This window comes from Paenibacillus pabuli NBRC 13638, assembly GCF_001514495.1.
GTDB classification, from domain to species: domain Bacteria; phylum Bacillota; class Bacilli; order Paenibacillales; family Paenibacillaceae; genus Paenibacillus; species Paenibacillus pabuli.
The window spans coordinates 140,915-164,117 of record NZ_BCNM01000009.1; the positions used below are offsets into that span (position 1 = coordinate 140,915).

Annotated in this window: 26 protein-coding genes; 5 read left to right on the plus strand and 21 right to left on the minus strand. The window is 48.3% G+C overall.

The window, feature by feature from the left end:
- Positions 1–3 precede the first annotated feature (3 nt).
- The 14 genes from PPA03S_RS13965 to PPA03S_RS14025 form a co-directional block, all read right to left on the minus strand.
- Positions 4–459, minus strand: a complete 456-nt coding sequence (locus PPA03S_RS13965; protein WP_062323843.1) for a DUF2634 domain-containing protein — start codon at positions 457–459, stop codon at positions 4–6.
- Entirely contained in the window at positions 452–862 is a 411-nt protein-coding gene (locus tag PPA03S_RS13970; RefSeq protein ID WP_062323845.1) for a hypothetical protein, read from the minus strand. Before PPA03S_RS13970 ends, PPA03S_RS13965 begins: the two co-directional genes overlap by 8 nt.
- Complete coding sequence (locus PPA03S_RS13975) at positions 855–1,841, minus strand: XkdQ/YqbQ family protein (RefSeq protein WP_062323847.1); 987 nt, start codon at positions 1,839–1,841, stop codon at positions 855–857. Before PPA03S_RS13975 ends, PPA03S_RS13970 begins: the two co-directional genes overlap by 8 nt.
- Complete coding sequence (locus PPA03S_RS13980; protein ID WP_062324019.1) at positions 1,838–2,467, minus strand: LysM peptidoglycan-binding domain-containing protein; 630 nt, start codon at positions 2,465–2,467, stop codon at positions 1,838–1,840. Before PPA03S_RS13980 ends, PPA03S_RS13975 begins: the two co-directional genes overlap by 4 nt.
- Before the next feature lie 54 nt (positions 2,468–2,521).
- Entirely contained in the window at positions 2,522–4,276 is a 1,755-nt protein-coding gene (locus PPA03S_RS13985; RefSeq protein WP_062323849.1) for a hypothetical protein, read from the minus strand.
- A 25-nt stretch (positions 4,277–4,301) separates the two neighbouring features.
- A complete protein-coding gene (locus PPA03S_RS34260) occupies positions 4,302–4,424 on the minus strand; it encodes a hypothetical protein (protein ID WP_281189057.1) in 123 nt (40 codons plus the stop codon).
- A 35-nt stretch (positions 4,425–4,459) separates the two neighbouring features.
- Positions 4,460–4,894 (minus strand): phage tail assembly chaperone, encoded by a 435-nt coding sequence (locus PPA03S_RS13990; protein ID WP_062323851.1) that lies wholly within the window; start codon positions 4,892–4,894, stop codon positions 4,460–4,462.
- A gap of 182 nt (positions 4,895–5,076) precedes the next feature.
- Positions 5,077–5,484, minus strand: coding sequence for a phage tail tube protein (locus tag PPA03S_RS13995; RefSeq protein ID WP_062323853.1), 408 nt, complete (start codon positions 5,482–5,484; stop codon positions 5,077–5,079).
- 94 nt (positions 5,485–5,578) lie between these two features.
- Complete coding sequence (locus tag PPA03S_RS14000; RefSeq protein ID WP_062323856.1) at positions 5,579–7,042, minus strand: phage tail sheath subtilisin-like domain-containing protein; 1,464 nt, start codon at positions 7,040–7,042, stop codon at positions 5,579–5,581.
- Complete coding sequence (locus PPA03S_RS14005) at positions 7,042–7,242, minus strand: YqzN/YkzM domain-containing protein (RefSeq protein ID WP_062323858.1); 201 nt, start codon at positions 7,240–7,242, stop codon at positions 7,042–7,044. Before PPA03S_RS14005 ends, PPA03S_RS14000 begins: the two co-directional genes overlap by 1 nt.
- A gap of 201 nt (positions 7,243–7,443) precedes the next feature.
- Positions 7,444–8,394, minus strand: coding sequence for a hypothetical protein (locus PPA03S_RS14010; RefSeq protein WP_062323860.1), 951 nt, complete (start codon positions 8,392–8,394; stop codon positions 7,444–7,446).
- A gap of 297 nt (positions 8,395–8,691) precedes the next feature.
- A complete protein-coding gene (locus PPA03S_RS14015; protein ID WP_062323861.1) occupies positions 8,692–9,051 on the minus strand; it encodes a hypothetical protein in 360 nt (119 codons plus the stop codon).
- 53 nt (positions 9,052–9,104) lie between these two features.
- Positions 9,105–10,208 (minus strand): matrixin family metalloprotease, encoded by a 1,104-nt coding sequence (locus tag PPA03S_RS14020; protein WP_062323863.1) that lies wholly within the window; start codon positions 10,206–10,208, stop codon positions 9,105–9,107.
- A gap of 289 nt (positions 10,209–10,497) precedes the next feature.
- The gene (locus PPA03S_RS14025) at positions 10,498–12,354 is read right to left on the minus strand and encodes a DUF4127 family protein (RefSeq protein WP_062323865.1); all 1,857 of its coding nucleotides are present in this window, start codon (positions 12,352–12,354) and stop codon (positions 10,498–10,500) included.
- 163 nt (positions 12,355–12,517) lie between these two features.
- Between PPA03S_RS14025 and PPA03S_RS33340 the strand changes: the two genes are divergently transcribed.
- Positions 12,518–12,658, plus strand: a complete 141-nt coding sequence (locus tag PPA03S_RS33340; protein ID WP_167666036.1) for a hypothetical protein — start codon at positions 12,518–12,520, stop codon at positions 12,656–12,658.
- Between the two features lie 47 nt (positions 12,659–12,705).
- Positions 12,706–13,188 carry a hypothetical protein gene (locus tag PPA03S_RS14030; RefSeq protein WP_062323874.1) on the plus strand — a complete coding sequence of 161 codons (483 nt, stop codon included), beginning with the start codon at positions 12,706–12,708 and terminating at the stop codon, positions 13,186–13,188.
- Positions 13,189–13,246: 58 nt separating this feature from the next.
- On the opposite strand, the gene PPA03S_RS14035 is transcribed toward PPA03S_RS14030, so the two are convergent.
- The 7 genes from PPA03S_RS14035 to PPA03S_RS14065 all read right to left on the minus strand — a co-directional run bounded on the left by PPA03S_RS14035 (position 13,247) and on the right by PPA03S_RS14065 (position 19,243).
- The gene (locus PPA03S_RS14035; protein ID WP_245683617.1) at positions 13,247–14,215 is read right to left on the minus strand and encodes a hypothetical protein; all 969 of its coding nucleotides are present in this window, start codon (positions 14,213–14,215) and stop codon (positions 13,247–13,249) included.
- A gap of 92 nt (positions 14,216–14,307) precedes the next feature.
- Positions 14,308–14,943 (minus strand): VOC family protein, encoded by a 636-nt coding sequence (locus tag PPA03S_RS14040; protein ID WP_062323878.1) that lies wholly within the window; start codon positions 14,941–14,943, stop codon positions 14,308–14,310.
- Positions 14,940–15,410, minus strand: coding sequence for a VOC family protein (locus tag PPA03S_RS14045; protein WP_062323880.1), 471 nt, complete (start codon positions 15,408–15,410; stop codon positions 14,940–14,942). Before PPA03S_RS14045 ends, PPA03S_RS14040 begins: the two co-directional genes overlap by 4 nt.
- A 59-nt stretch (positions 15,411–15,469) precedes the next feature.
- Positions 15,470–16,045, minus strand: coding sequence for an NADPH-dependent FMN reductase (locus PPA03S_RS14050; protein ID WP_062323882.1), 576 nt, complete (start codon positions 16,043–16,045; stop codon positions 15,470–15,472).
- 184 nt (positions 16,046–16,229) lie between these two features.
- A complete protein-coding gene (locus tag PPA03S_RS14055) occupies positions 16,230–16,967 on the minus strand; it encodes a response regulator (RefSeq protein ID WP_062323884.1) in 738 nt (245 codons plus the stop codon).
- Between the two features lie 18 nt (positions 16,968–16,985).
- Positions 16,986–18,662 carry a GAF domain-containing sensor histidine kinase gene (locus PPA03S_RS14060; RefSeq protein WP_062323886.1) on the minus strand — a complete coding sequence of 559 codons (1,677 nt, stop codon included), beginning with the start codon at positions 18,660–18,662 and terminating at the stop codon, positions 16,986–16,988.
- Between the two features lie 98 nt (positions 18,663–18,760).
- The gene (locus PPA03S_RS14065) at positions 18,761–19,243 is read right to left on the minus strand and encodes an ArpU family phage packaging/lysis transcriptional regulator (protein ID WP_062323889.1); all 483 of its coding nucleotides are present in this window, start codon (positions 19,241–19,243) and stop codon (positions 18,761–18,763) included.
- A 951-nt stretch (positions 19,244–20,194) separates the two neighbouring features.
- Here PPA03S_RS14065 and PPA03S_RS14070 point away from each other — a divergent pair.
- The 3 genes from PPA03S_RS14070 to PPA03S_RS14080 all read left to right on the plus strand — a co-directional run bounded on the left by PPA03S_RS14070 (position 20,195) and on the right by PPA03S_RS14080 (position 23,082).
- The gene (locus tag PPA03S_RS14070; RefSeq protein ID WP_062323891.1) at positions 20,195–20,641 is read left to right on the plus strand and encodes a helix-turn-helix domain-containing protein; all 447 of its coding nucleotides are present in this window, start codon (positions 20,195–20,197) and stop codon (positions 20,639–20,641) included.
- Positions 20,642–20,683: 42 nt separating this feature from the next.
- On the plus strand, positions 20,684–21,091 hold the full coding sequence (locus PPA03S_RS14075; protein ID WP_062323893.1) for an ImmA/IrrE family metallo-endopeptidase: 408 nt from the start codon (positions 20,684–20,686) through the stop codon (positions 21,089–21,091).
- A gap of 191 nt (positions 21,092–21,282) precedes the next feature.
- Positions 21,283–23,082 carry a 5'-nucleotidase C-terminal domain-containing protein gene (locus PPA03S_RS14080; protein WP_062323895.1) on the plus strand — a complete coding sequence of 600 codons (1,800 nt, stop codon included), beginning with the start codon at positions 21,283–21,285 and terminating at the stop codon, positions 23,080–23,082.
- Positions 23,083–23,203: the final 121 nt, after the last annotated feature.

The following is a 23,203-nucleotide window of genomic DNA, read 5'->3' on the forward strand; positions in this document are numbered from 1 at the left end:
CCGTCAGATCACCTCACTTTCCAGAATAAACATCTCTTCCTGCACACTCGCCACCCGGCATGAGAACTTGCACTGCTCCCGATTCCAATCGAACGTAAACTGGTCTACCAAATCCGTGCGTGGATCAGCCAGCAGCGTCTCCGTAACCATCCGGGTGATCTCACTCTCCATCACGCCCCGGCTGTCACCCTGACCCACCAACTCATCCAGCTCTGATCCATAGTTTCGGGAGTAAATCACATGTCTGTACCGCGGCGTCTTCACCGCCTTGATGCACCACTGTATCCAGGCTTCATGTGCACCTGCCGCAGCGACTTTACCACTTGGGGTCAGCACAAAATCCCCCGCATCGTAATCGAATCGCCAGCTCCGTCCAAACCGCACCTCTTCCGAAGCCGCCCCCGACAGATCTTCCTCATCTCCCCATACCACACCCGTTTCCGGGAACAAACTAGGCATGCGCACTCACCACCTTACACAGCACCACAATGTCGTTACCGCCATTCACCCGCATCGCCAGCACACGATCTCCGGCTTTCAATCCTTTACCAAGAGACCACACCGCTTCTTCCACTTCCCCTTCTTGCAAAAGAAACCGTCCCGTGCCCGTTGTTCCGCCGTTTGCCACGTCAGGTATACCGGAAATCGCGCCAGCAGCCTCGCGCTCCGGCAGCCCAAGCGTGCCCGGTAACTCGGCCACGAGATAGTCCTGCACTTCGTGCTTGAAATCGTCCAGCTTCACGCCGGATGAAGTCATCGTACCCAGCACAGCGCCCATGCCACTCACGGCCTGACGGGAATGAGTACTCATCGCACCCCGCATGACCTCGGCAAAATGCCCGTACGGATCATCTTTATTCAAGGTAAACCCTCCTTTTCACCATCTCGACCGTGCCGAGCTCCAACGTCATCGTTCCAGGTCCGGCAGATAGATCACGACTAACCGACATGACGATCAGTTTCAGCCCTTTGAGCAGTACAGCGTCTCCGGCACGAATCGTATTCACGTCTGGTGCAGATACGGTAAAGGTCTCCTGAATACCCGTCAAACGGCTTTTTGCCAGCTTCTTGGCGGCAGTCGCTGTTTTGACCTGATCGTCCTCGATCAGCTTTTGCAGCGTGCCCAGTTCGGCTACACCGTCCTGCTCAATTGCCAGCACCTTGGAAGGAACCTCTTTGCCGCTGCTGGACTCCGAGGCCGCCATCACTTTAACTTTGGTGACCGCGCCTTCGAGCGTACGCATCTGGGTCAGATCGATCAGCCGATCCAATTCGTGCACCTTCGCATTACTGCCTACCTTAAAAAGCTGCAATCCGCCCGGCGTCATCCGCGGATGATACATATCCCCACCGGACTTCACCGTTTCCTTCAGATCGGCAAACATCATCGAAAAAATCGTCTGCGACCGATACACCGCTTTGCTCAGCTTCGTTTGGGTATCCGGCAGCGCGGCATATGGAATTTTCCATTCCTTGGCGTACGTTTTGAGTCGCTGCGTAGCGGTCTGATCCTTCGGCAGCAGGAACTCATCCTCCGATTTTTCCAGATAAATCATCCGGTCGTAGACGGTCAGGGACAGCCGCTTGGTGCCACTGTTTGAGCTTTCCACTTCCCAGATGACGGCAGGGTGCAGCAGGTGAACCATTGATTTTTCGCCAAAAGGAACCCCGCTGATCCGCACCGCCATACCCGGTGATATCGCAGGCAGACCTGAAGATGCAGACACCGCCAGCCGGATGTTGGCCTGATAGGCAATCTGGTCGAGCGAGTCCTTCAGCGTAATCGTCTCCACCAGCTTGGTGATGTCATGTTTGTCGTCCACAATGACCTTGTAGGTCATGGCATCACCAGCTTTTGTCCTGGCTTGATCCGGTTCGGATCACTCCCGATGATCTTAGCGTTCAGCTTGTAGATCTCGTTCCATTTGGAACTGCTGCCCAGCTCAAGCTTTGCTATTTTGGACAGGGAATCGCCAGATTTGACGGTGTAGGTCTTGCTGCTCGTTTTCAGATCCGTACGTGAACCCGACTTGCTCGCAGATGCTGCGCCGCCAACCTTCTCCACTTTGGAATCCCGCCACGTGCGCAGCGTAATGTCAAAGTAAATATCCCCGCTCTCACCGCCCCGGAAGGTCGTATTGTGAGAGATCAGATACACCGGCACGTTCACGCCCGTGTTAGTAATGATGAAGCGCAGCGGCTTTTTCGAAACCAGAAACGTATTCAGCATATTCATCGCTACACGCGGATCAGGCAAAGGCTCGTACATGCAATAGGACGCATCGTATTCTTTTGGAAAAAAAGAAGAGAAGGTGATCTCCTTCACCTTCTCCCCCTGCGCAAAATCAAATTCGCCATGCTCCAGCATATTGATCGTTTCGTACCCTTTGGATCGGGAGATCGTCAGTTCTTCCGGTCTCACTGGAAATTGAAACTTCGTTTTCCCATCGATCAGGGTAAATTCCATGTTGACACCTTCCACGTTATCTTCAAATACAGTCATGACAGGCCTCCTTTCTGCTTAGGCCATAATGGTTTTGCGGTTTTCCATCGCACGGCGTACTTCGCCTGCAAATCTCATCCCAACCTGGTGTGAAATTGCATCGTAGTCGATGGCATTCTCCCGGACAGTCACCTGCACAGCTCCTTGTGGTACGTTTACGGTGATCTGATTGGTCGTCTCGGTTTTGAAATCCTTGAGGTAACCGGACAGACTGCTCATCTGGTCTTCGGATATTTGTACGGTCATCGTGGACGATTTGCCATTGGCATTCGTCTGAGTCCCGTTACCGAGCGCCATCGCTTGGGTCTGCATCACACTTGTCCCCATGAATGCAGCCGACGTAGGTTGACCCCCCTTGCTGTTCAAGTACGCAACTGGCCCCGTAGTAGTTAGCGCAGGTGGCACATATGGAGGCGGCATCATGGGACCCGTAGCTATTTGAGTTGGGGTAGCAGCCGTTGTTGCCGTTACGGCCTTGTCCTCCTTCTTCGAGCCAAAACCGAAGAAACTGGATATGCCATCGGTGATACTCTTTGTTTTCTCAGAGACGTAATCCGCTGCACCCGACAATGCATTACCTACTCCTTCGGTTGCGTTGGACATAAATTTCCCAATATCTTTGGATTTGTCCCCAATCCATTCGCCTGCTGCACTTCCAGCCCAACCACCCACAGCACCACCAACCCAAGTTCCGATTCCCGGTAAAAGGACACTGCCGATGGCACTACCAATCGCTGTACCCGCTGTGCCGCCAATCATGGAACCGACAGCACGACCGCGCTCTTCGGGTGGGGCTGTCGCAACGTTTGCCACATCCGCAAGCATGCTAATCGGCCCAAGTAATTTTTTTGCTCCTTTGGCGAAGCCGCCATTCAGATTATCCATCAACCCGCTACCTGTCAGCATGTCCGTTAAAGATCCGAGTACACCAGAGTCAGCAAACCCTAAGCCACCCGCGCCTCTAATTCTTCGCCCTCTTCTTCCATTTCTATTTTGATCAGGTGGAGGATTAGGTGGATCAGGTACAGGCGGTCTCGGTAGTGGTCTTGGATTCGGTCCGCTGCCTGATCTTCTGCCACTTCGGTAACTTCGTCTTCCACGATCAGGCCCTCTACCACCATCCGCATTGGGTGAACGGACGCTGCGTCTCGTACCAATCTTCCCACCTGTGCAACAGCAGCATTTAGAAGCAGGGCTTCTGGTTGGATCTGGTGCAGGACTGTCATCCTTTTTCTTTTTGAATAACTTTATGATGTCTCCTGCATTAAAGAGTGCATCTTTCACATCATTGAATGCTTGGATTCCTTCAAGCCATTTTTCCCACAGCTTTTTTGGCTCTTCTTCCTTGGCCGGATTGTTGACCGTATTATTATTGCTCCCAATATTCAATGCCAACGATGGCCCACTCGCCGGGTTCATTTTCCCCATCGCCACTTCAACCTTCTGTCGAACTTCCACCGACACCGTACCCGAAGCCTTAACCATCTGGTTCCTGAAGCTGTTCAATTTCGCTAATGCACGATCCAATGCCGGACTCAGATTATCGATCAACCCAACCGTCGGCGTAATCTGCAGCCGGCTCAATCGCACAGCCGTGCTATAAATGCTTTCCAGCCTGCGCCCGGTCGTTCTCAGCTCATTGTTCACCTTGATCAAACTCTGATAGCGTACTCTGCCCAGACGTTCCGTAGAACGCTGAATCTGATCCAGATACCGGATCGTCGTTCGCATTTCCGCATTGGATTTGGATAAACCCACAATCATTTCTGCCATTTCTTTCACCCCCTGCCCGATTTAGTTATCGATTCATTTGCGAGGTGATCGCTGTCATTTCCTCTTCCGAGAAAGCAATCAACAGCGAGCGCTCCCCGCGCGGCAAAGACCAGAACTCTCCGGGCCGTAGATGATGACGGACCCACATGTGATACAGGAACGTGGTCATCCCGCCGGAGTGAATCAGTTTTTTAGGTCTTCAATCTCCACACCGAACCCGGACAGCTCAAGTACCTTGTCGCCAACGGCATCCAGCTCACCCGCGAGCAGCATGCGGCGAACTGCTTGTTCCCCACCGGACAGCTTCATGCGGCCTGTGATACGGTTGTCTCCCCAGCCGGACAGCTCGAGTCCGCGTACATTCATTTTCACCGTTGCCTCGGAGATCAGCAGAGCATTAAACGTTTCGGTATCCACCTTTTCCTCGGTGCGGCCTTTGACCGTTTTCCGAATCGTACAGCGTTCGCGGATCTGATCCACCTTGGAGGACGTCAATCCACGCAGGGTTAGCAGCAAATCCAAACGCTGAATGCGTACATTCTCTTCTGGCAGACGCTCTGCTGCTTCAAACAATTGATCCAAAATTTGTTCTTCGGACAGATTCTCATTCATACTCATGGGGCATAATCTCCTTCTCATTTCACACTGGGGTTAATACATCTCCATACTCAGGGACAACAAAGAGACCGAGAATTTCTCGGCCTGCCTGTGTATCCCACTCTGTTAAGTCTCGTTGCCCGTACGCCTGATCAGACAAGCTTCGTTACGAGGTCTTTCCGAGCTTTGAAGTCATTCCATCCTTAGTTCGCAACAATCGGGTTCAACAATTCAAAACCTTCAAATGTAAAACCTGTCTCCTCCGGTACTTCCTCACCCGCTGTCCAGTTGGCGAGCTGGATTTTGTCCACCATGCAGCCCTTCAGCAAGACACTTTCATGTCCATAGGATTCTGGGTCGTTCAGCTTCGAGATGATCTGGAACTTGGTGAAGCCGCGCTGGATCATATCCGAAGTGACTTTGTAACCCGTCATCGTGCCTGTTCCTTTTTTCGCACCATTCTTGTGGACCTTCCAGTCGTTTCCGACCAGATTCAGCTCACGCTTCTCGATTTCCACGCTGGCCTCCAGCTTATTGATATTCGTCTGCCACACACCATCGATATGCAGTTGACCATGGGTACCGAGAATTACTCTTGACGCATCCAACATGACAATTCCTCCTTGAGATTAGAAAATATCGTATAAAACATCCGTTCACCGAATCGCAGTTCCTTCTAAAATACCGTTTCCTTCTACACAAACCTTATTGCACGTAAAACGTACCAAACAACTGCTCCATTACATCCGTCAGTTTCACATTCCATTGCAGGAATACCTGATCTGCCTCCGGCTTGAGAATTGGTGCAGCACCATAATACGCCGGATCGAGAACGACATCGTATCCATCAGCTTCAATGACATTGCTCTGTGCGAGCAGTGCCAGATAGGCTTTCATTGCACCGATCAGCGCCTGACGGCCCTCTTCCGTATTGTTCACTTTACCGATATACGTATCTTCAGCGGAGCGCTGCAAATCCGTGTTAATCGCATCCATTACGCGGATGGAACGGATTTTTTTCCAGGCATTATTCTGTCCTGCGGCCGGGGTCACGAGTGTATTTACTCCGCGAAGCGCCTTCACCTGACGTCCATCATGGAAGAAAATAAATACACCGTTCTGTACCGCCTGCTCCTGTTCTGCACGAGTCCAGCGACGCGTTACGTCATCGAACGGAGAAGGTGCGTAGGTTGTGGATTCATTCAGGCGTTGTCCTGCGATCAGACCCGCGACATAGGCAGACGTTTCCGCCGAACTGTAGAACGCCTCTCCCAGACGCACACCCGTACCAACATTGATTACACCCTCATGGTTCAACGTGAGTGAACGTGCTGCCGCCTTCTGTGCTGCGGTCGCAGAGGTGTCGTCTGCCGCAGAACCGCCGAATACAGCCATCACGGGTTTACCCTCACTGCGCACACGTTTCACCCATGCTGCAAAGCTCGCCAGCAAAGGTGCATCCGCCGCATAATCCAGTGCCAACACGTCAAATTGCTCGCCTTCCAGCGCGCCCTGCATGGCAATATACTCCGCATTGGTCAATCCGTCGTTGCCACTCGCACCCCCTTTGAACGCCGCTCCCGCAACGGTTGCAACGACACCTGTGCCGTCCCCAATCGCCTGAGCGTTCACCCAAATATTGCTTTCATCCGCGTTAATCTCTTTCGCCAGGCCAGCCGCCGAAATATCCGCAGTCAGAAGCGCGTACAGCATCCGATTGCCTTCAAACAAGCGAACTTCATGCTTCGTATTATCAATTACACCCGGCTGAATCGTGACGTAGAACCCGTTACCTCGGTCCCCCGGATACTTGGCGTCCAGTTGCAGAACGGCCGCATCACTGCTGTCTTTCAGCGTAAGCGTGGCTGCTTTTGCCGCTGCTCCGGCTACCCGATAAGCGAGCAGCTTTTTCGGTCCACCCAGCAGAGCTAACTTCAATGATGTATAAGCTGTTCCGTTATCCAGGGCATGCGCCGAGAAAATACGCTCAATCGCAGCTTCACTGCCGACTTCTACAAAAGTACCTACCGGACCCCAGTTTGCCTTGATCGGCACAACTACCGTTCCTCGATTACCAGCCTGAATGGCCGAAGACGCTGCCGCCTGAAAATTCATATATAAGCCCGGAAGGACCGGACGATTCGTTTGCTCCCAAGTTCCACCTGCCATTATCCCTTCACCTTCGCTTTCATAAATTGGTTAATTCGAACCTGTGCTTCCTCAATGGAAAACGTCTCTTGCGCTGCTTCGTACAGCGCACCGTACAGCACCTCTGCCTTAACGGCAAAGAGGGCTTCAGCATGATTAATCAGCTCGGCCCGCGTATATTGCGGGGCAGCCTGTGTGTTTTTTTTCACGGAGCTTGCCATGGCCATCTCACCTCATGGTTTGACTAAGATTTTGTAAAACGATGATCTTACGCTATGATTTATGAGCTATGATCTTGAAGAATGAAGCTATAATTTTGAGCTATGAATTTTTGATCCTATGAATCTACAATTTTGATGCTAAAGCGATCATTACAAAGCTACAATCTGGAACCTGTACTCCGAGTTCCTCTCGATGATCGTTTACACAATCCCCTTGCTATGATGAATCTCGCGGATCAAAGGTATTTCCGTACCCGGACGGCGAATACGCTGCTGCAATGTCAGACGAATCTGTCCATTCAAGTAGGCGTCTGCCTGCAAGTCGGCAGAAACTTCTTCCACCGTCAAATATCGCGCACCGTCAGTATCCGCCAAAGCAATACGAGTCTTCACAGCCAGTTGTTCAACCAGATGTGTGACTGTATCGCGGACATCTCCTACATTCGCAGCCTGCACATGCCCAACCCATTGCTGTCGAACCTCCAACGTCGAAGTCCCTGCGGCAGTTGTGCTGCATCCGGCCAAACGCCATAACACAGACGGCATACCATAACCTCCGGGCCATGCATCCCCATATACGGACCATTCCTGTCCAAGCTGAGTTCGTGTCCAGCTTTGAAGTGCAGCCATCCACGAATCTGCTGTTTCAGCTTGAGCGCGTTCCATCGTTTCCGGAACATACACTCCAAACCGCAGGCTGCGCGTCACCAGTCCAGAACTGGCGTCCACACGATCGCAATCCGAGGAGCCCAGATAAATACAGGTAAATGCCCCGCCTTCCTCATCCTCCAGCCGAACCTGATGCAGTCCATCCTTCAGCGCTGACGACCAGGCTTCCACTTGTTCAGCGCCTCCGTCTTCGGGACGTGCATATGGAGAGATTTTGATGACCCTCCTATATCCCGCCCAAGCAGACTTCGGTACTTCTTCCGCAAAAGCAATCACGGCACATGGTCCGGTTAACACCTCTCCCGATGCTGAAATATCCTGTACTCGGCCATTCCAGGCAGGGACAAGCGCCTCCAGCTTCATCTTCAGCGTTTGCCTGATGGCGCTGCTTAATCGGTCTGTGTGTGCCAAAGTGTGTAATCCACTACGATTAGACACATTCATTTCGCCCCCTTCAGCTGCAAGTTTGCGATCTGCCCGCATTGCGCAGCGACAATGTAGCAGCAGCGAATTCCCCCTTAACGCAGCTTATGAATATCTACCGGAGTCAAAGTCGGACACCATTCACCGCCATCAAAAAGACCGGCCCCTTGTGGCCGGTCTGTACATTAGCGTATGTGCTTTCGGTGTGTGTCCTTTGCTATTGATCCGATAATACAATCTTACACCCTTTCATCCCTAGCGCGGATGGTGATTCGTACGACTTCGGTGCGATTAAGGTTGTAACTGGGGTGGAAAAAAGACGAAAATTTAGCTGAAGCATAAGACGTCTTATTAACATTAGTTTATTTCTTTGTATTTGGTATTATAGGCAATGAGGTATTTCTCTGTAGAGTCCTCTACTGCAATCATATCTATACTGTTTTCGTTTTTGATTTTAAATAGTTTTGTACCTACTTTGTAGGTGTTGGAACTTATAACGTTCCCATCACCGTGATCTCTCTCATTGGTCGAGGATACCTCTATCTCACCTATTTGTTCAGCTAGTTCCTCCTCTGAGATGATGTCATTGCTTGTAAAATAGACTTCTTCCTTTAGGTTTATCATTTTATCTGAAGGGAAACTTTCTCTGGATGAAGAGCACCCAATCAAAAGTAAAATCAAAGAAACGATCAGTATGAGTAGTAATTTTCTTTTCATATTACCTCCATGTATAGACTAGATCCCCTATTAGATGGCCTTGACTTTTTCTTTTAATTAATGGAAGTTGAAACTTCATCAAGAGTAACCAAACGATTATCGTAAAGGTTTTTGAACGAAATGTCACCCGTTTTAAACGATTGTACATCCTGTTTAATAAAGATACTTTCATCCTCATTAATAGGAATGTATACATTATCGTCGATCTTTTTTAGATACATTAATACTTCTGTACCTTCTTGGAGTTCGGTAGAATTCTCATAGTAAACAATAGAAGTTTCTGTTTCTCCACCAATTTGCCGAAGATTAATTAAATCTCCTTCTGAAACTTCTCCTTTAATGACATTTTCTATAACAACCTCTGATTGGTAAAATGCTTCTTCGGTTTCACCATCATTTTTAATGAGAGGACTAAGTTTGTTTTTAATAGTCCCACTCACAATAAGATCGGCATCATATGCACGAGCTTCGAGAGTGCTGTAGCCAATAGCCCAGGAATAATGGTTTATCTTCAAGTCTTTTTGTGTGGTTTGAGCCTTTTGCAAAACATTTCCGGGAACATCAAGAACAGGTTCATGACTCTGAGCTTTAGCAAAGTTATTATCATAAAGAACATTAATGGTGTTAATGTCCCATGAAGTTGGTGACTTGTTTGGACGCCCGTCTACTAAAGTTCCAGAAGAATTACGTTCAAATGTATATGGAGTCATAACTGTAGGATTACCAAATGGAGCATGATCCAACCCAAGAGCATGACCAAATTCATGAGTTGCGATACCCTCTACATTATCTGTATTGTAATGACTCTGCGTTGTGAAGTATGTATTAACCCATGTTTTCATGGTTGAATAATTTCCAGTTATAATATTAAATGTCCACTCTGCGTGTCCATCCCAATTAACATTACTGTCAGATTTATTGCCTGCAGTAAATTTAGAATTCGTACCAGCTTTTAGAAAGATATCAGTAGATAAGTTCCATTCATCTCTAGCATTCGTCCAAATGTTTGTGTAGAAATTATTAGATCCATTGTTTTGATAAGTTATATTTCTGCTTCCCCATGTGTAACCAGTTACTGGAGTTGCATAAGCTTGTATGTTACTAAACAATAAACCTGCTAAGCCACATAATAATAGCGCCTTCTTAATGTGTTTCATTAAATCACCCTTCTCTCAATGGATATTTTTTACATATTCTTAATATAATGTTAGACAAATGAAGGTGTCAACGGAATTCAGACGAAATAGTACTTTTCTACTAAGTTGTTCTGAAGGGAAGCTTAGTAGATAACTACTAAGCTTAAATCATTTATCGAATTGAACTAATCCCCGAATATGCTGATCATTTTCATACAAAAGATAGCATCCTAATCAAAATAGGATGCTATCTTTCTTTATGCTGCTCGCTACGTTCCACTTTCAAAAACACAAATTAAAAAAATATAGCTTATTTCAGCGTAACCTTCGGATTCAGCGTGATCTCAAACGCACGTCCCCAGATGAAATCGGGATTTGTATATTCCAGCAGTGCGCTGCAATACTCCGCATAGACTGCTCTTCCATTACACATTTGTTTTATCGCTACATTCCCTTGGGCAAAAGCTGTTTTGTTCGCCAGCGCTGTGGTGTAGGTCTGCATCAGATCCCGAAGCAATTCCTGCAAATGAGCATAATCCTCCTCAGAGTTGAACAGCACCATATTTTGATCTGCGAGGGTTGCCACATTGGTATACAGCGCATGCGCTCTGGAATACGTACGAATATCTGCAATCGCTACAGCTTTATAGTAGTAATCTTTCAGGAAGCGTTTGAACAACAATGACCCATGTGCATTCATGGCATCGCGCAACGCGTGGGCATGTGTTTCCGTTGTAATCAGAGCAAAACGGGATTGCCCCATACCCACAGCCATACCGATTTTGTTTCCCGGCGTATTCCATGCACTGTAACCCAGAACCCGGCCCGTATACGGACTGTTCAGGAGTGCTTCGGCTATATCGACGTTGGCTGGACCTTTTCCTACAAAATCAATCAACACCGAAGGAAGACCCTTCTCACTATTACTCGTCAATTGCGTCACAGCCGCCTGCACCTGATCCAGTGCAGTAATAGCAATAATTTCTACCTCCAGCCCCGGCTTTTCTCCCGGTTTACCTGGATGGCGGTTCGTCATGCGATCCAGCTCAGACGCCATGTCAAACGAAGAAGCTTCATCGACAGATACAGCACTCGTCAATCCATCCCCATTTTCCATAATGGAAGTTGTATCCGTTGCCCCGTCAGGCTCTGGATAAGCGGAATCCGCTACAACGACACCACCAACAATATCCACATGGCGCACCACATTCTCGTGCAGATTCATATATTCGTAGGTATTAATGATTGTGGAACCATGCGGGCCAAAATATTTAACTGCATACCGCGTCTTCGCTCCGCCGCGAAGCAATTGATTCGCCATACGTGCCACCAGAGCGTGACCCAAGCCATCCGCATCTGGAAGAATAATCGCCCGATCCGGATTTTGTCCATCCGTACCACCAAGCCATTCATTGATCCGTGCTTCCACATAATGGATCTCATTAATCTGAACGCCCTGTGTATTCGCATCGTCGACTCCTACGGCGAGGAAGTCAATATATCCTTTGCGAGCAAGCTGATCCAGAATATACAGATTCGTTTTGAATTTATGTTGTCTGGTGTTGTAGTACTGTTCTTTATTAAAATACGTCGTTTCCCCATATTCCGTTGACTCTGGAGACAGGTTGTACCCGTTCACAATATCCTCGAATGCCGTAAAGGACTGGCGCGGCTGCTGCATCAGTGCACGTGACTCGTTGTACGCATCCAATGCGAGACCATCTGCAAATGAGGTGGTGGCAAGCCGCATAATGGTATCCATCACAAACACCGGTTTGCGTGGATATTTCCCTTTAATCGCTTTGATCACATCGAGCAAACGGGTGGTGTCCTGATCGTAATCAGGATAGGTGCCGCCTCCATCTTCACGAAGCTGACGACTGCCGATCAGCCCCCCATAAGCGAGCATATCGGAAGAAATGATGAATCCATCGACTTTGGCGGCATTTTTCAAAATGAAATCATGAATGTTGGACGGTTTCCCATACGTAGGCGTAGACGTTCCAAGCAGCGTTGTGCCTTCAACTGTTTTCTCGGAATCCAGACGATTTTGAATGTCACCCAGGTGCGGTGTAATGATATGGATACCGGCTGCTTTTCCTTGTACAACGACGTCATCTAGATTGGCTGGACGATCATCCAGTGGAACATACAATACTGTTTTCATATCCTAAAACCTCCTGTTAGATATATTCAATCTTTCTTTAGTACCCGATCAGAGCAAGTGTGCAATCACCGCATTAAAAAACCAGCCCTTGGCCGGTCTGTACATTAGCGTATGTGCTTATCGGGATAGGTCACTTGCTGCTGATCCGATAATACAATCTTACATGTTTAAATCGGTTGCGCTGACGGTTATCCGTATGGATTACGTCTATTTGTTGTCGCCATCACGGCGGTTAAACGTCGGTTTCTTGCAGAGACTTCTGCCTGATCATCCAACCAAACCATTCCTGATGCTGTTTATATGATATAAGTGGCCTTTCAAACCCTATTTAAATAAAGGATGGATACAATCATGAAAAAAAAGCTCTGGTTCTATCTGTGGATCGCTATTACCAGTTATATGGCTGGCCCCGTTATGTATGCGTTGACAATGTATACCTATTATCAGGAAACAGATGTTATAACTTCATCACTCCTTGGATGGACCGCTGCAACATTCTCATCCGTTGGGATTCTGTTTATCCTGGTCACGGTCATTCTGCTTCGAGTGTTCCACATCTATTATTTCTGGCTGCAAACCCTGCTATTTGAGCTGCTTTTCCTTGTGCTGGTCTATATGACCATTGTTCTTCTTGGGACTGGTTTCACGAGATTGCCCCCGCTGTCCTTTCCATTGACGCCCGAAGGCATTCCCTTGTGGATATTCTGGGGGAGTATTGCACTTATGAGTTCCTGGGGAGTATGGACAGCACGTCAGCCTATCCGAAAATCACCATACCTCCTGGTGTCCAGAGTCATGCTGATCCTGTTTATCCTTGAAATTTGGCCCCGTTAAAAGATAAAAACAGAGCACCGCCTTTTCAGGCAGTGCTCTCTCTTAAATGTCTATTTTCTCACGCAATAATATAGCGGAAGTTTTCCCAGCTTTCCGGAAGCGAGTTTACGTTACGGACATGATGATAGAAGCTGAATGGAAATTTGAACACATGACCTCCGTTCCAGTCACGGGAACGTCTGTCGGTAAGCCAGTAATCCAGCTCATGTGGCAGTGCCACGGAACGCTCCGCACGGATTAATGGCAATTGATCGACTGGAGATTGCAGCGTTGGCATCTCCTGCTCAATATCCACATTCCGGCTCAGCCGCAGCGCCTTCACCATGGTGAGAAAAGGTGGAACTCCTTTGTAGAACAAAGCAGGATAACCCAGTTCAAATAATATGTTAAGCGCGTGCCCGTAGGTTAGCATGTGGCCGATCAGATCATGATGTGCTTCTGCCTGATAGATGGTACGAAATGCGCCAAGCTCATCCAGAATCAGCCGGGACAATTGTTCCGGGCGTTCTATATCAGGGAATCCGTCCGCCTCATTTAACTTCAAGCTGCGAATTTCTTTCACAGTGGTGTTTACCCAGGATCTACCTGGAATGGTTCGTTCAAACGAATCAATAAGTTCAACCATCTGGTCCATGTCATGCTCCGTACCCCAACCATCCAGTTCCCGAATGGCTTTCATACTGAGGGCACCATAGATCGCCTGATGGCCAACCCAGTGCAGCTCTCCGATGGTTCGATCCAGCGCTTCCGTAATACGCGCTTCGGCCTCTTCCCTTGGCAAAACCTCTCCATTCCTGGAGGTCAGGCTGTCGCTCAATCCGTGCTGGCGAAGCATCGCTTTCGCTTCAGCCGTAATACTGCCCGCTGCAAGGGCAGTGAGACGATTTTCCCGCACCCAAAAATAAGCCGCAATAGCACCCGCCCCGTAATGGGCGTGCCACAAATCACCTGTACGCTCCCGACTGGACACCATGATGGTCAGTCCTTCTTCCAACAAACGTCGATCCAACATGCCACCACCCTTCATCGATGCATATCAACACTCTCTTTAAAGCGTTTACTTTCTATATGATGATTCAAATGGTGCACTTATGCCCATTTTGCCTTTTGCTCCGAATTTTAGCCAATGCGAAGTTTTCCAACGTCACGGATGGACACTTCAATTGGATATATGTTTGATTTTTGCTCGGAGAAGAACCAGATTCGTTCCTTTTTCACTACAATAAACAGACCGTTCGCATCACCTACCGGGGCAAAAGTGTCACTGATTTCACCCCAGCGCTTCAAGCCCATCTGCTCCAATTCCTGTACCGCAGAGCGTACATCTTCCGTGACAAGTCCCACCTCACACACCTGCAGCAGATCCTTCTCCGAAAAGGGGCGGTCACTCTCGTTATGAACCGTATGATGAGCAATCAGCTCCAGTATGTTACCGGCAGGGTCTTCAAAGTATAACGAATGAGAGTCCCAGTTAGTGGAGTAAGTCTGATCTTGTTCCTCATGCCAACTCAGACGTACTCGTGCCGCAGCCCATGCCTTCGCCTCCTGAAAACGATTGGTTGGAATCAACCATGCGAAGTGATAAAACGGATGTTGATCTGTTTCACTTTGCATGAAAATCATCTTTGTCAGTCCAATCTGCAGCGTGAAGGTATCCTCGGTCTCCTCGAACAGGCCTAAACCCAGCCTATGAATATAAAAATGTTTCATGTCCTCCAGTCGTGCTGTAGATAACCTGACTTCTTCAAAGATCATGCGAGGTCCCCCTTCGCCCGACCGTGCATGTTCTCCCACTGACTCCAGGGAACCATGCCGAGTTCAGGCTTCGCTTCATCCGGGAGCATCGATATAAATTCCAGGTAATGACCATCCGGATCGGTAAAATAGACGGACACCGCAGGCATCCAGCCGAATACATACAGTTCACCGATATCATCGTCCAGAAAGTTACGCGTCTTGATCCCTTTATCCTCCAGATAAGTGACAGCTTTCTTCATGTCCTCCAACGATAACTGAAACGCAAAATGCTGCCGCTTCACCTCGGAAGGATCTTTTTGCCACAGTCCCAGCATCGCGTTGCCTTCACCGCCAATCCAGTAAAAGGAGTTCCCACGTTCCTTCTGCCCATAAGCGTGCTGCAATCCAATGATCTGTTCATAAAAATGATGGGATCTCTCCAGATTCGTTACGTTCAGATGAGTCTCAAATATGCCTTTAATCATGATAAAAACCTCTTTTCTCTCTCTATAATCTATGGTTAGCCTCCGATTACTTCTTTATCTCAACTCCCGGAAGATTTCCGTGCAGCCGTTAACGTTTGGGCCAGATTCAAAAATGAACCGATGACCCGCTGAACCCGGTCCTCAATATCTTGGCTGCCTTCATATTCTTCGTATCCATCAAATGTAGCTTCAAACCTTCTCCGCTGTGCACCGCCAATGGATATCCACTCCTGAGCGTTAATGCCGTGCAAATTGCGGACAATGGCCTGCAATTGCAAAAGCGAGCTCACACCAACGGCTCCGCCTGATGAACTGATCGACAACACTGGTTTGCCACTGAAGTGAGCTTGGCTCAGGTGATCCAATGCATTTTTGAGTACACCACTGATGCTGCCGTGATACTCCGGTGTAGACAGAATGATGGCATCTGCCGCGAGCATGCGTGTATTCAAGTCTGCCAGGTTTGCATCTTCATTCTGTTTTTCATCCGGCGCATAGAATGGGAGCGGTGTCTGATACAAATCGAACAGGCTGGCTTCATGCCCCTCACCGCTGATTACCTCCACGGCATATTCTCCCAAACGTGTACTGGTTGCATTTTTCCGATTACTGCCTGCCAAAATCATAATATTCATTGATATCACTCTCCCTCAAAGTAGTTAGACATTCCGTATGCTTCGTTTCCAACTTTCCCTACTGTTATCTTACCTTGCTTCCATCTTGGTATCGTCGGCAGATAGACTTAACTTGCAGCACAAAAAAACTCAACCTTTGGGTTGAGTTTCTACGACTTTAGACTGAGAATAGGTCGGAATTGAATCACACGACCCAGCCATTTCTTACGGCATGAAGCGCAGCTTGCGTCCGATCTGCCAGCCCTAATTTATCCAAAAGATGACTGACATGAGTCTTCACCGTTTTTTCGGTAATAACCAGTTGTACAGCAATCTCTTTATTACTTAAACCTTGTGCGATCAGCCCCAGTACTTCTCGCTCCCGACGGGTAAGCATGTCCGGTCCTCCACTGCGGTCAATCGAACAAGAGTCGTTCACCTGGCCGTTCTGCTCCTTTTTCTGAGGCTGAGTGTGCGTATGCGCATTGGCACGGAGATGCTCATCATTCACAGATAGTTCAGACGAAGCCATCACATGCATCAATTGTCCCGCTGCCGCTGGATGAAGTTCTACCTGACCCGCATGCACATTACGGATGGCAACGGCCAGGTTTTCCGGCTCGATATCTTTTAGCAGATACCCTTTCACGCCTGCACGCACGGCGGGCACCACATGATCCTGATCCGAAAAGGAAGTCAGCACGATGATCCGGACTCCAGGCAAGAGCGCACGAATTCTTCTCGCTGTCTCAATTCCGTCAAGCACTGGCATATGCAGATCCATCAACACGACATCCGGGTGCAACTCTTCTGCCTGTTCCAGGGCTTCCAGCCCGTTCGAAGCTTCACCCACTACTTTCATATCCGACTGTGTGGACAAAAATACATGTAATCCGCGCCTTACCATCGCATGATCGTCAGCGAGTAAAATCGTTATTGGCATATCTTCTTCCCCCTGACTTTATACAGATTCGGACGGAAGTGGAATGACGACCGTTACCGACGTTCCCTTACGGGATGAACTTGCAAGTTCGAGGCTGCCGCCCAGTGATTGGGCACGTTCCCTCATGATCGAGAGACCAAGTGAAGTGGCGGGCATGGCTTCACGCCTTTTGGCCCCGCCCTTCCCACGATCTGTTACCGTCAATATTGCTTCATTCCCGCTTAACTGAAGAGTGATCTCAGCGGAAGTGACTCCCGCGTGTTTACGTATATTATTGAGCGCTTCCTGTCCAATGCGCCACAACTCTTCCTCAATGCTTCGAGGCAAGGAACGCATCCCTGTTCGTGTTACAACGACCTGAAGCCCTTGCCCTGTACCATATTCCTGCAATGCACTGAGCAGACCAGACTCCAGACCCGCTGGGCGCAGCTGCATGATCAGGGTGCGCATCTCCTTCAATGCTTCCTGCGACAATGAGCGAATATCCTTCATGGCTTCCGCTGCCGGATGCAGTTGTTCTTGTTCTGAACCAGCCAGCATGCTCTCCGCACCTTTGGCTGTCAAAGACAAGGAGAACAGAATCTGATTCACCGAGTCATGCAAATCCCGGGCCAGTCGGTTTCGTTCCTCCAATCGGGTCAGCTCCCGGCGTTTATCCACCAGCCTCAAACTTTCCCATGAGGCTGTAATATGCTCAGCCAGTGCATCGAGAACCTCACGATCTGCCTGGATGAAATCATTTGCCGAGGCTAATCCAACCACCAGCACTGCCGTTTCGCCAGGAGCACTTAATGGAATGGGAGCGGCCAAGCCCAAGGGTAGAGCGGACGCATTCACCGTGTTAGGGCATCGTGTAGAAACTTCTTGAATTTCCGGTCCCGACAATATCTCTGCACGGTGAGAATGAATCACACGCTGCATATGACTCTCCCCCTCGGAAGAAAGCTCGCAACGTGTCGGCAACTCAGCCTTGCCATGGATATGGGCAGCCTGTACCCGAAAGCTTCCATTCTTCTGGGAAACGATTGCGACAAAAGGCCAGTCATAATGATGACCCAGCAGCTTGACAACCCTCTTGGCCATATCATCTGCATTGTTGCAATCATTGACTGTCATACCCAGCGAACGGCTGAACTCCCCCAGCCTGACGTACAGATCTGCACGCCTTTGCTCCGCGCTGTATAATCGCATCCGTTCCATTGCACTGCCGATCTGATAAGCTACCGCCTGCAGAAGTGCCAGCTCACTATCACTGAAATGCTCTTTCCCCGGAGCAGCAACATTCAGAAGTCCCAGCATTCTCTCCCCCGAGCGCAGCGGAACCGTTGCATGATGGGTAATGTCATGCGTATCTCCCCATTGATGTTCGACGGCATCCTCCAAACGCTTGCAATTTATAATATTGACGGCATTATCCAATCTTCCGTCCCGGAAGCGATTTACGCACCAGCACGAACCGCAGCGCATAGGCTGCTTGTCTTTACGCAGCAGAGCAGGAGGCAGACCGTGATCAGAAATACAGGAGTATTCACCCTGCGTACCGATCAGGAACACCCAGCCCGCAGTTAGTCCGGTCAGCTGCAGCAGTTTACCGAGCACTGTCTCCAGCATCAAATTCAGATCGTTGGACGTATTGAGCGTTTCCGCGATCGTCTTCAGTGTATACATCTCCTGCATCCCGGCTTGTTCCGTCATGCGGATTCCTCTCCTTTGACTGATCCCTAGTGTTGTTGTTCAATTATTGTATACAATCAGCGGAGGATATAAAAGAATGAAGTTCTAGCATTGCATTCTCAGCCCAACTTCTGACGTTCTTTGCGAGACACAGATAATGGTTCCATATTCATCAGACCACGGTCGGACAAGGCCAGCGCCATTTTATAGAAAGCACGCGTGCGAATCTTCGTATACGTATCCTTACTGACTGGCGGATCAAAAACATGGTTATACACTTTATAGTCAAATACATCGTCATCCTTCAGATAGCGTTCTCTAACGAGCACACGCTCCTTCTCGCTCAAACGGGACACCACAAAATCAATCGTATCGCAGTAAGCCTGACGTGCACGCTGCACATCCACATTATAAATTGCCGTTCTGGCAGTGGAGTCCCCGGTCACATTCGTTGCACCATGGAGACGCTCTGCATAACTCGCCGTCACCATCACCTCTCGTTCTTCAAAAGCAATCGTTTTATAAATTCGGTATTTTTCCAGCGCAGCTTCAACAGCAGTCTGTGTTTTGCGTCGGTCCAATTCGGGCAGCATCAGTTCCATATTCATTCTCCTCCTCTAACATTCGTTATAGAATGAAAGTCTAGTAGCTCCGCATGTTCGACTCCGATGACAGAAAAATCTTACGATCGCTGTTATCCCCAGATTTTTTTTGATTATATTTTCTAATGTAAAAATCTAGTGATGGCCTATGCTTTCGACGTAGCTTTCTTACAGAAAGCTTTTAGGCGAGCGCTTCGCTTCTCCAGCTTTTTTCTGTCCTCTTCGTTTTGCGTAACTTAAAGTTCATTCTATAAAAGTTAAACTCGCATTCATCTCATCTTTATTAGGGTTATCCAGTTCTCTGAAATCATAACGGCATTTTTCAAGTTTTCCCTGTTGCCTTTTGGAATCATTTCCGAGCAGCCAGGAATCGGAAAAGAAAAAATCACTTTCTCTCCATCATGCAACTTGTCTCAACTTTACATTTTGTTCGTATTTTGTTCGTATTTCTATTTGAGGATACCACTTTCTGGAGATCGGAGTAAACCTTCATTTTGGGTCGTTTTAAGGATAAAATAAAACCCTCGCTCTCATTTCCTTTACCTTTTGGCATAATTGTTTCATATCTCTTTACCTAATGGTATATATACGATATAGTACAGATAATTAAAGATCCTCGTATAAGTCATTTGATTTTTATTAAGAAGCTACCGAGAATTTGACCTGTATCGTGTTTAGGTACATATCACGAACGTAGTGAAGGAGACGGAATCGATTCTGAAGAAGCGAAGCGTTCGCCTAAAAGCTTTCTGAAAGAAAGCTACATCGGAAGCATACGCTATCACCGGATTTCTCCCTTTTAGGAAAGAGAAACAATGAAATCTGGGGATAACAGCGATCGAAAGAACGATCCGAATCCGGAACGGGCATAGAGTGCACATCTACCTCCCCCGTCCAACTGTCTTCTTAATAATTTTCAATATACTTGTACGAATCAAAGGAGTGGCATGAATTGTGGAACACGCTTTTGGTCCTTATCTAAAAAAACTGCGCGAGCAGCAGGGATACAGCATCAACCAGCTCGCTGAAGCAGCAGGAATCAGCAATTCCCAAATTTCACGTATTGAGAATGGGGTTCGCGGCATTCCAAAGCCTGCCACCATCCGCAAAATCTCTGACGCCCTCTCCGTTCCCTACGCGGATATGATGAAACAGGCGGGATATCTTGAAGCCGCAAACACCGCAGCCGAACTTCAGGAAGTCCCGGAATGGGCAACCTACAAGGATCGCCGGGATTTCAAGAAAATGCTGGAAGATGAGGATGATCTGATGTTTGACGGCATCCCGCTGGATGACGAGGACAAGAAACGAATCAAAGATGTACTGACAGGTCTGTTCTGGGAAGCCAAGCAGATGAACAAACACAAAAAAACGAACGAGTCGGATGAGCGGCCATGAGGCATTGCAAGCTGAACAAAATGAAGCAGCAGGTGAGATGATATGGATGACATTGTAACAAAGCTGATTCGAAAACACCGGACGAACTGCCCATTCAGCATTGCCAGAGCCATTGGAATACAGATCCGGTTCACGAATCTGGGCAAGTCCACCAAAGGACTGTATTTCCGAAAGCTCCGTCGCAGATTTATCGTCATTCACAATGATTTACCGCCGGAATGGCAGCGTTTTGTGTGCGCCCATGAACTTGGACATGACCGATTGCACAAAGGTATAAACCGATTTTTTCTGGAAGAGCACTCCTACTTTGCCCCAGGTAAACTGGAAAGACAGGCCAATCGTTTTGCAATTCAACTTCTGACTTCCGGGGTCATGCCTGAACCCGATGAATCACTGGAAAAATTTTGTTTGCGTACAGGACTGCCACGTGAAGTGCAGCATTTTTTTTAGCCTTTTTCCAGAACATACGTTCCTGACAAATCTAGTTCTATCTACATCTTCCACCAAGAGAATCAGATGTCACTTTCAGGTTACTTATTTTTACGCAAATCACGAGATTTCCTAAATATAGTCTGGTAAAATACAACATGAGTTGTGCAAACACTCAAGAAATGATTATTTTGGGGAGGTTACGGATTTATATGAAAATCTGGAAGACTTACGTTTCACTTCTGCTAACGCTCTGTCTGCTGTTTGGCAGTGTGGGCATCGCTGCAGCTGCAACGGATACCACGCCGGGCACAGGTAAGCACATTACGATTCTACATACGAATGACACGCACGCACGCGCAGTGGAGTCCTCACCTGCGATGGGTTTCGCCAAAGTAGCTGGCATTGCGGACAAATACCGTAACGAAAACCCAAATACCCTTTTGCTGGATGCCGGAGATGCTGTGCATGGTACAACTTTTGCCACACTCGTTAACGGCGAAAGCATTGTTAAAGTGATGAACGAAATCGGTTATCAAGCCATCGTACCGGGTAACCATGAATTCAACTACGGTTCTGAGCGCCTCATCGAACTTGCGGATATGATGAACTTCCCCATGCTCAGTGCCAATGTGAAAAAGAAAGACGGAACTCGTCTCTTCGATCCTTACCTCATTAAAGAAGTAGATGGCGTGAAGATCGGTATCATTGCGCTGACTACACCGGAAACGATGTACAAAACGAATCCGAAAAATGTGGAAGGTCTTGATATTACAGACCCAACTGCGGAAGCCAAAGTTCTCGTGAACGAAATTCGCAGCAAAGTAGATGTTGTTGTTGTTTTGGGACACCTTGGACAAGACGCGTCCAGCACGGATACTAGCTTCAAAGTGGTGAAAGAAGTCCCGGGCATTGACGTATTCATCGACGGGCACAGCCATACGGTTCTGCAAGACGGTCTTGTATCCGATAACGGAACATTGATTGCCAGCGCTGGAGAGTATACCAACTTTGTAGGTGTGATCGACCTGTGGGTAGATGGTGGCAAAGTAACGAAAAAACAAGCAACACTGATCGATGAAACGGAAGCAAAAGATATCAAGCCCAATGAGAAAGTAGCCGCATTGGTGAATTCCATTCAGAAAGAACAAGAACCGATTCTCAAAGAAGAAGTAGCCAATACAGCGATTCTGCTGGACGGCAAACGGGAGCAAGTACGTGCAGGTGAAACGAACCTGGGTGACCTGCTGGCAGATGCCATTCGTGATGTCAGCAAAGCCGATATCGCACTCACAAACGGTGGCGGTATCCGTTCTTCCATTGAAAAAGGGATCGTTACTAAAGGGGATATCATTACTGTACTTCCTTTTGGTAATCAGGTTGTAACGCTTGAAGTAAAAGGCTCCGACGTACTGGCAGCCCTGGAAAATGGCGTAGCATCGTATCCGGAACCAAGCGGTGGATTCCCGCAAGTATCTGGCATGACATTCAGCATTGATTCTTCTGCTGCAAAAGGCAGTCGTGTACACTCCGTCATGATTGGCGATAAAGCTCTTGATCCAAAAGCAACGTACACACTGGCTACGAATGATTTCACGGCTGTTGGTGGCGATGAGTACACCATGTTCGCGAAATACACAACGTCAGGCATGTACGGAGCGATGGATGAAGCATTGATCGAATACATGCAAAAACTGGGCGCTGTCACGATCAAAACAGACGGCCGGATCAAGGAAGCCAAAGCTCCTGCGGTTGAGCCGGAAGCTCCTTCGACAGAAACACCAGCACCAACTGCACCGAAGCCGGAAACACCAAAACCAGAAACACCATCGAAACCGACACCAAGCAAACCAGCTCCTGCCAAATTGCATGTGGTTAAATCTGGGGATTCCCTGTACTCCATCTCCAAAAAATACGGCACAACATGGCAGACGCTGCAAAAGCTGAACCATATCAAAAATCCACACTGGATTTATCCAGGTCAACAATTGAAGCTGCCCGCAGCTTCTTAAGCTCCCATAAGAGCAGCACGGTTCAATCGGATCCATGGTGCATCTGCATCTGAAATGGTTGTACCGGCACAACAAAGGGTGACTCTCATACCGCTATAAGCGGCTGAGGGTCACCCTTTCC

Excerpts from the sequence above, each read along its gene's own strand:
- PPA03S_RS14050 (WP_062323882.1), bottom strand. The coding sequence starts at position 16,045 with ATGAATATTATGATTTTGGCAGGCAGTAATCGGAAAAATGCAACCAGT.
- PPA03S_RS14080 (WP_062323895.1), top strand. The coding sequence starts at position 21,283 with ATGAAAATCTGGAAGACTTACGTTTCACTTCTGCTAACGCTCTGTCTG.
- PPA03S_RS13980 (WP_062324019.1), bottom strand. The coding sequence starts at position 2,467 with ATGGAATTTACCCTGATCGATGGGAAAACGAAGTTTCAATTTCCAGTG.
- PPA03S_RS13965 (WP_062323843.1), bottom strand. The coding sequence starts at position 459 with ATGCCTAGTTTGTTCCCGGAAACGGGTGTGGTATGGGGAGATGAGGAA.
- PPA03S_RS14040 (WP_062323878.1), bottom strand. The coding sequence starts at position 14,943 with ATGATCTTTGAAGAAGTCAGGTTATCTACAGCACGACTGGAGGACATG.
- PPA03S_RS14030 (WP_062323874.1), top strand. The coding sequence starts at position 12,706 with ATGAAAAAAAAGCTCTGGTTCTATCTGTGGATCGCTATTACCAGTTAT.
- PPA03S_RS14020 (WP_062323863.1), bottom strand. The coding sequence starts at position 10,208 with ATGAAACACATTAAGAAGGCGCTATTATTATGTGGCTTAGCAGGTTTA.
- PPA03S_RS14005 (WP_062323858.1), bottom strand. The coding sequence starts at position 7,242 with ATGGCAAGCTCCGTGAAAAAAAACACACAGGCTGCCCCGCAATATACG.
- PPA03S_RS33340 (WP_167666036.1), top strand. The coding sequence starts at position 12,518 with ATGTTTAAATCGGTTGCGCTGACGGTTATCCGTATGGATTACGTCTAT.
- PPA03S_RS13985 (WP_062323849.1), bottom strand. The coding sequence starts at position 4,276 with ATGGCAGAAATGATTGTGGGTTTATCCAAATCCAATGCGGAAATGCGA.
- PPA03S_RS14075 (WP_062323893.1), top strand. The coding sequence starts at position 20,684 with ATGGATGACATTGTAACAAAGCTGATTCGAAAACACCGGACGAACTGC.
- PPA03S_RS14010 (WP_062323860.1), bottom strand. The coding sequence starts at position 8,394 with ATGCGGGCAGATCGCAAACTTGCAGCTGAAGGGGGCGAAATGAATGTG.
- PPA03S_RS14045 (WP_062323880.1), bottom strand. The coding sequence starts at position 15,410 with ATGATTAAAGGCATATTTGAGACTCATCTGAACGTAACGAATCTGGAG.
- PPA03S_RS14055 (WP_062323884.1), bottom strand. The coding sequence starts at position 16,967 with ATGCCAATAACGATTTTACTCGCTGACGATCATGCGATGGTAAGGCGC.
- PPA03S_RS14000 (WP_062323856.1), bottom strand. The coding sequence starts at position 7,042 with ATGGCAGGTGGAACTTGGGAGCAAACGAATCGTCCGGTCCTTCCGGGC.
- PPA03S_RS14065 (WP_062323889.1), bottom strand. The coding sequence starts at position 19,243 with ATGGAACTGATGCTGCCCGAATTGGACCGACGCAAAACACAGACTGCT.
- PPA03S_RS14035 (WP_245683617.1), bottom strand. The coding sequence starts at position 14,215 with ATGAAGGGTGGTGGCATGTTGGATCGACGTTTGTTGGAAGAAGGACTG.
- PPA03S_RS14025 (WP_062323865.1), bottom strand. The coding sequence starts at position 12,354 with ATGAAAACAGTATTGTATGTTCCACTGGATGATCGTCCAGCCAATCTA.
- PPA03S_RS13990 (WP_062323851.1), bottom strand. The coding sequence starts at position 4,894 with ATGAGTATGAATGAGAATCTGTCCGAAGAACAAATTTTGGATCAATTG.
- PPA03S_RS14015 (WP_062323861.1), bottom strand. The coding sequence starts at position 9,051 with ATGAAAAGAAAATTACTACTCATACTGATCGTTTCTTTGATTTTACTT.
- PPA03S_RS13975 (WP_062323847.1), bottom strand. The coding sequence starts at position 1,841 with ATGACCTACAAGGTCATTGTGGACGACAAACATGACATCACCAAGCTG.
- PPA03S_RS34260 (WP_281189057.1), bottom strand. The coding sequence starts at position 4,424 with ATGTGGGTCCGTCATCATCTACGGCCCGGAGAGTTCTGGTCTTTGCCG.
- PPA03S_RS13995 (WP_062323853.1), bottom strand. The coding sequence starts at position 5,484 with ATGTTGGATGCGTCAAGAGTAATTCTCGGTACCCATGGTCAACTGCAT.
- PPA03S_RS14060 (WP_062323886.1), bottom strand. The coding sequence starts at position 18,662 with ATGACGGAACAAGCCGGGATGCAGGAGATGTATACACTGAAGACGATC.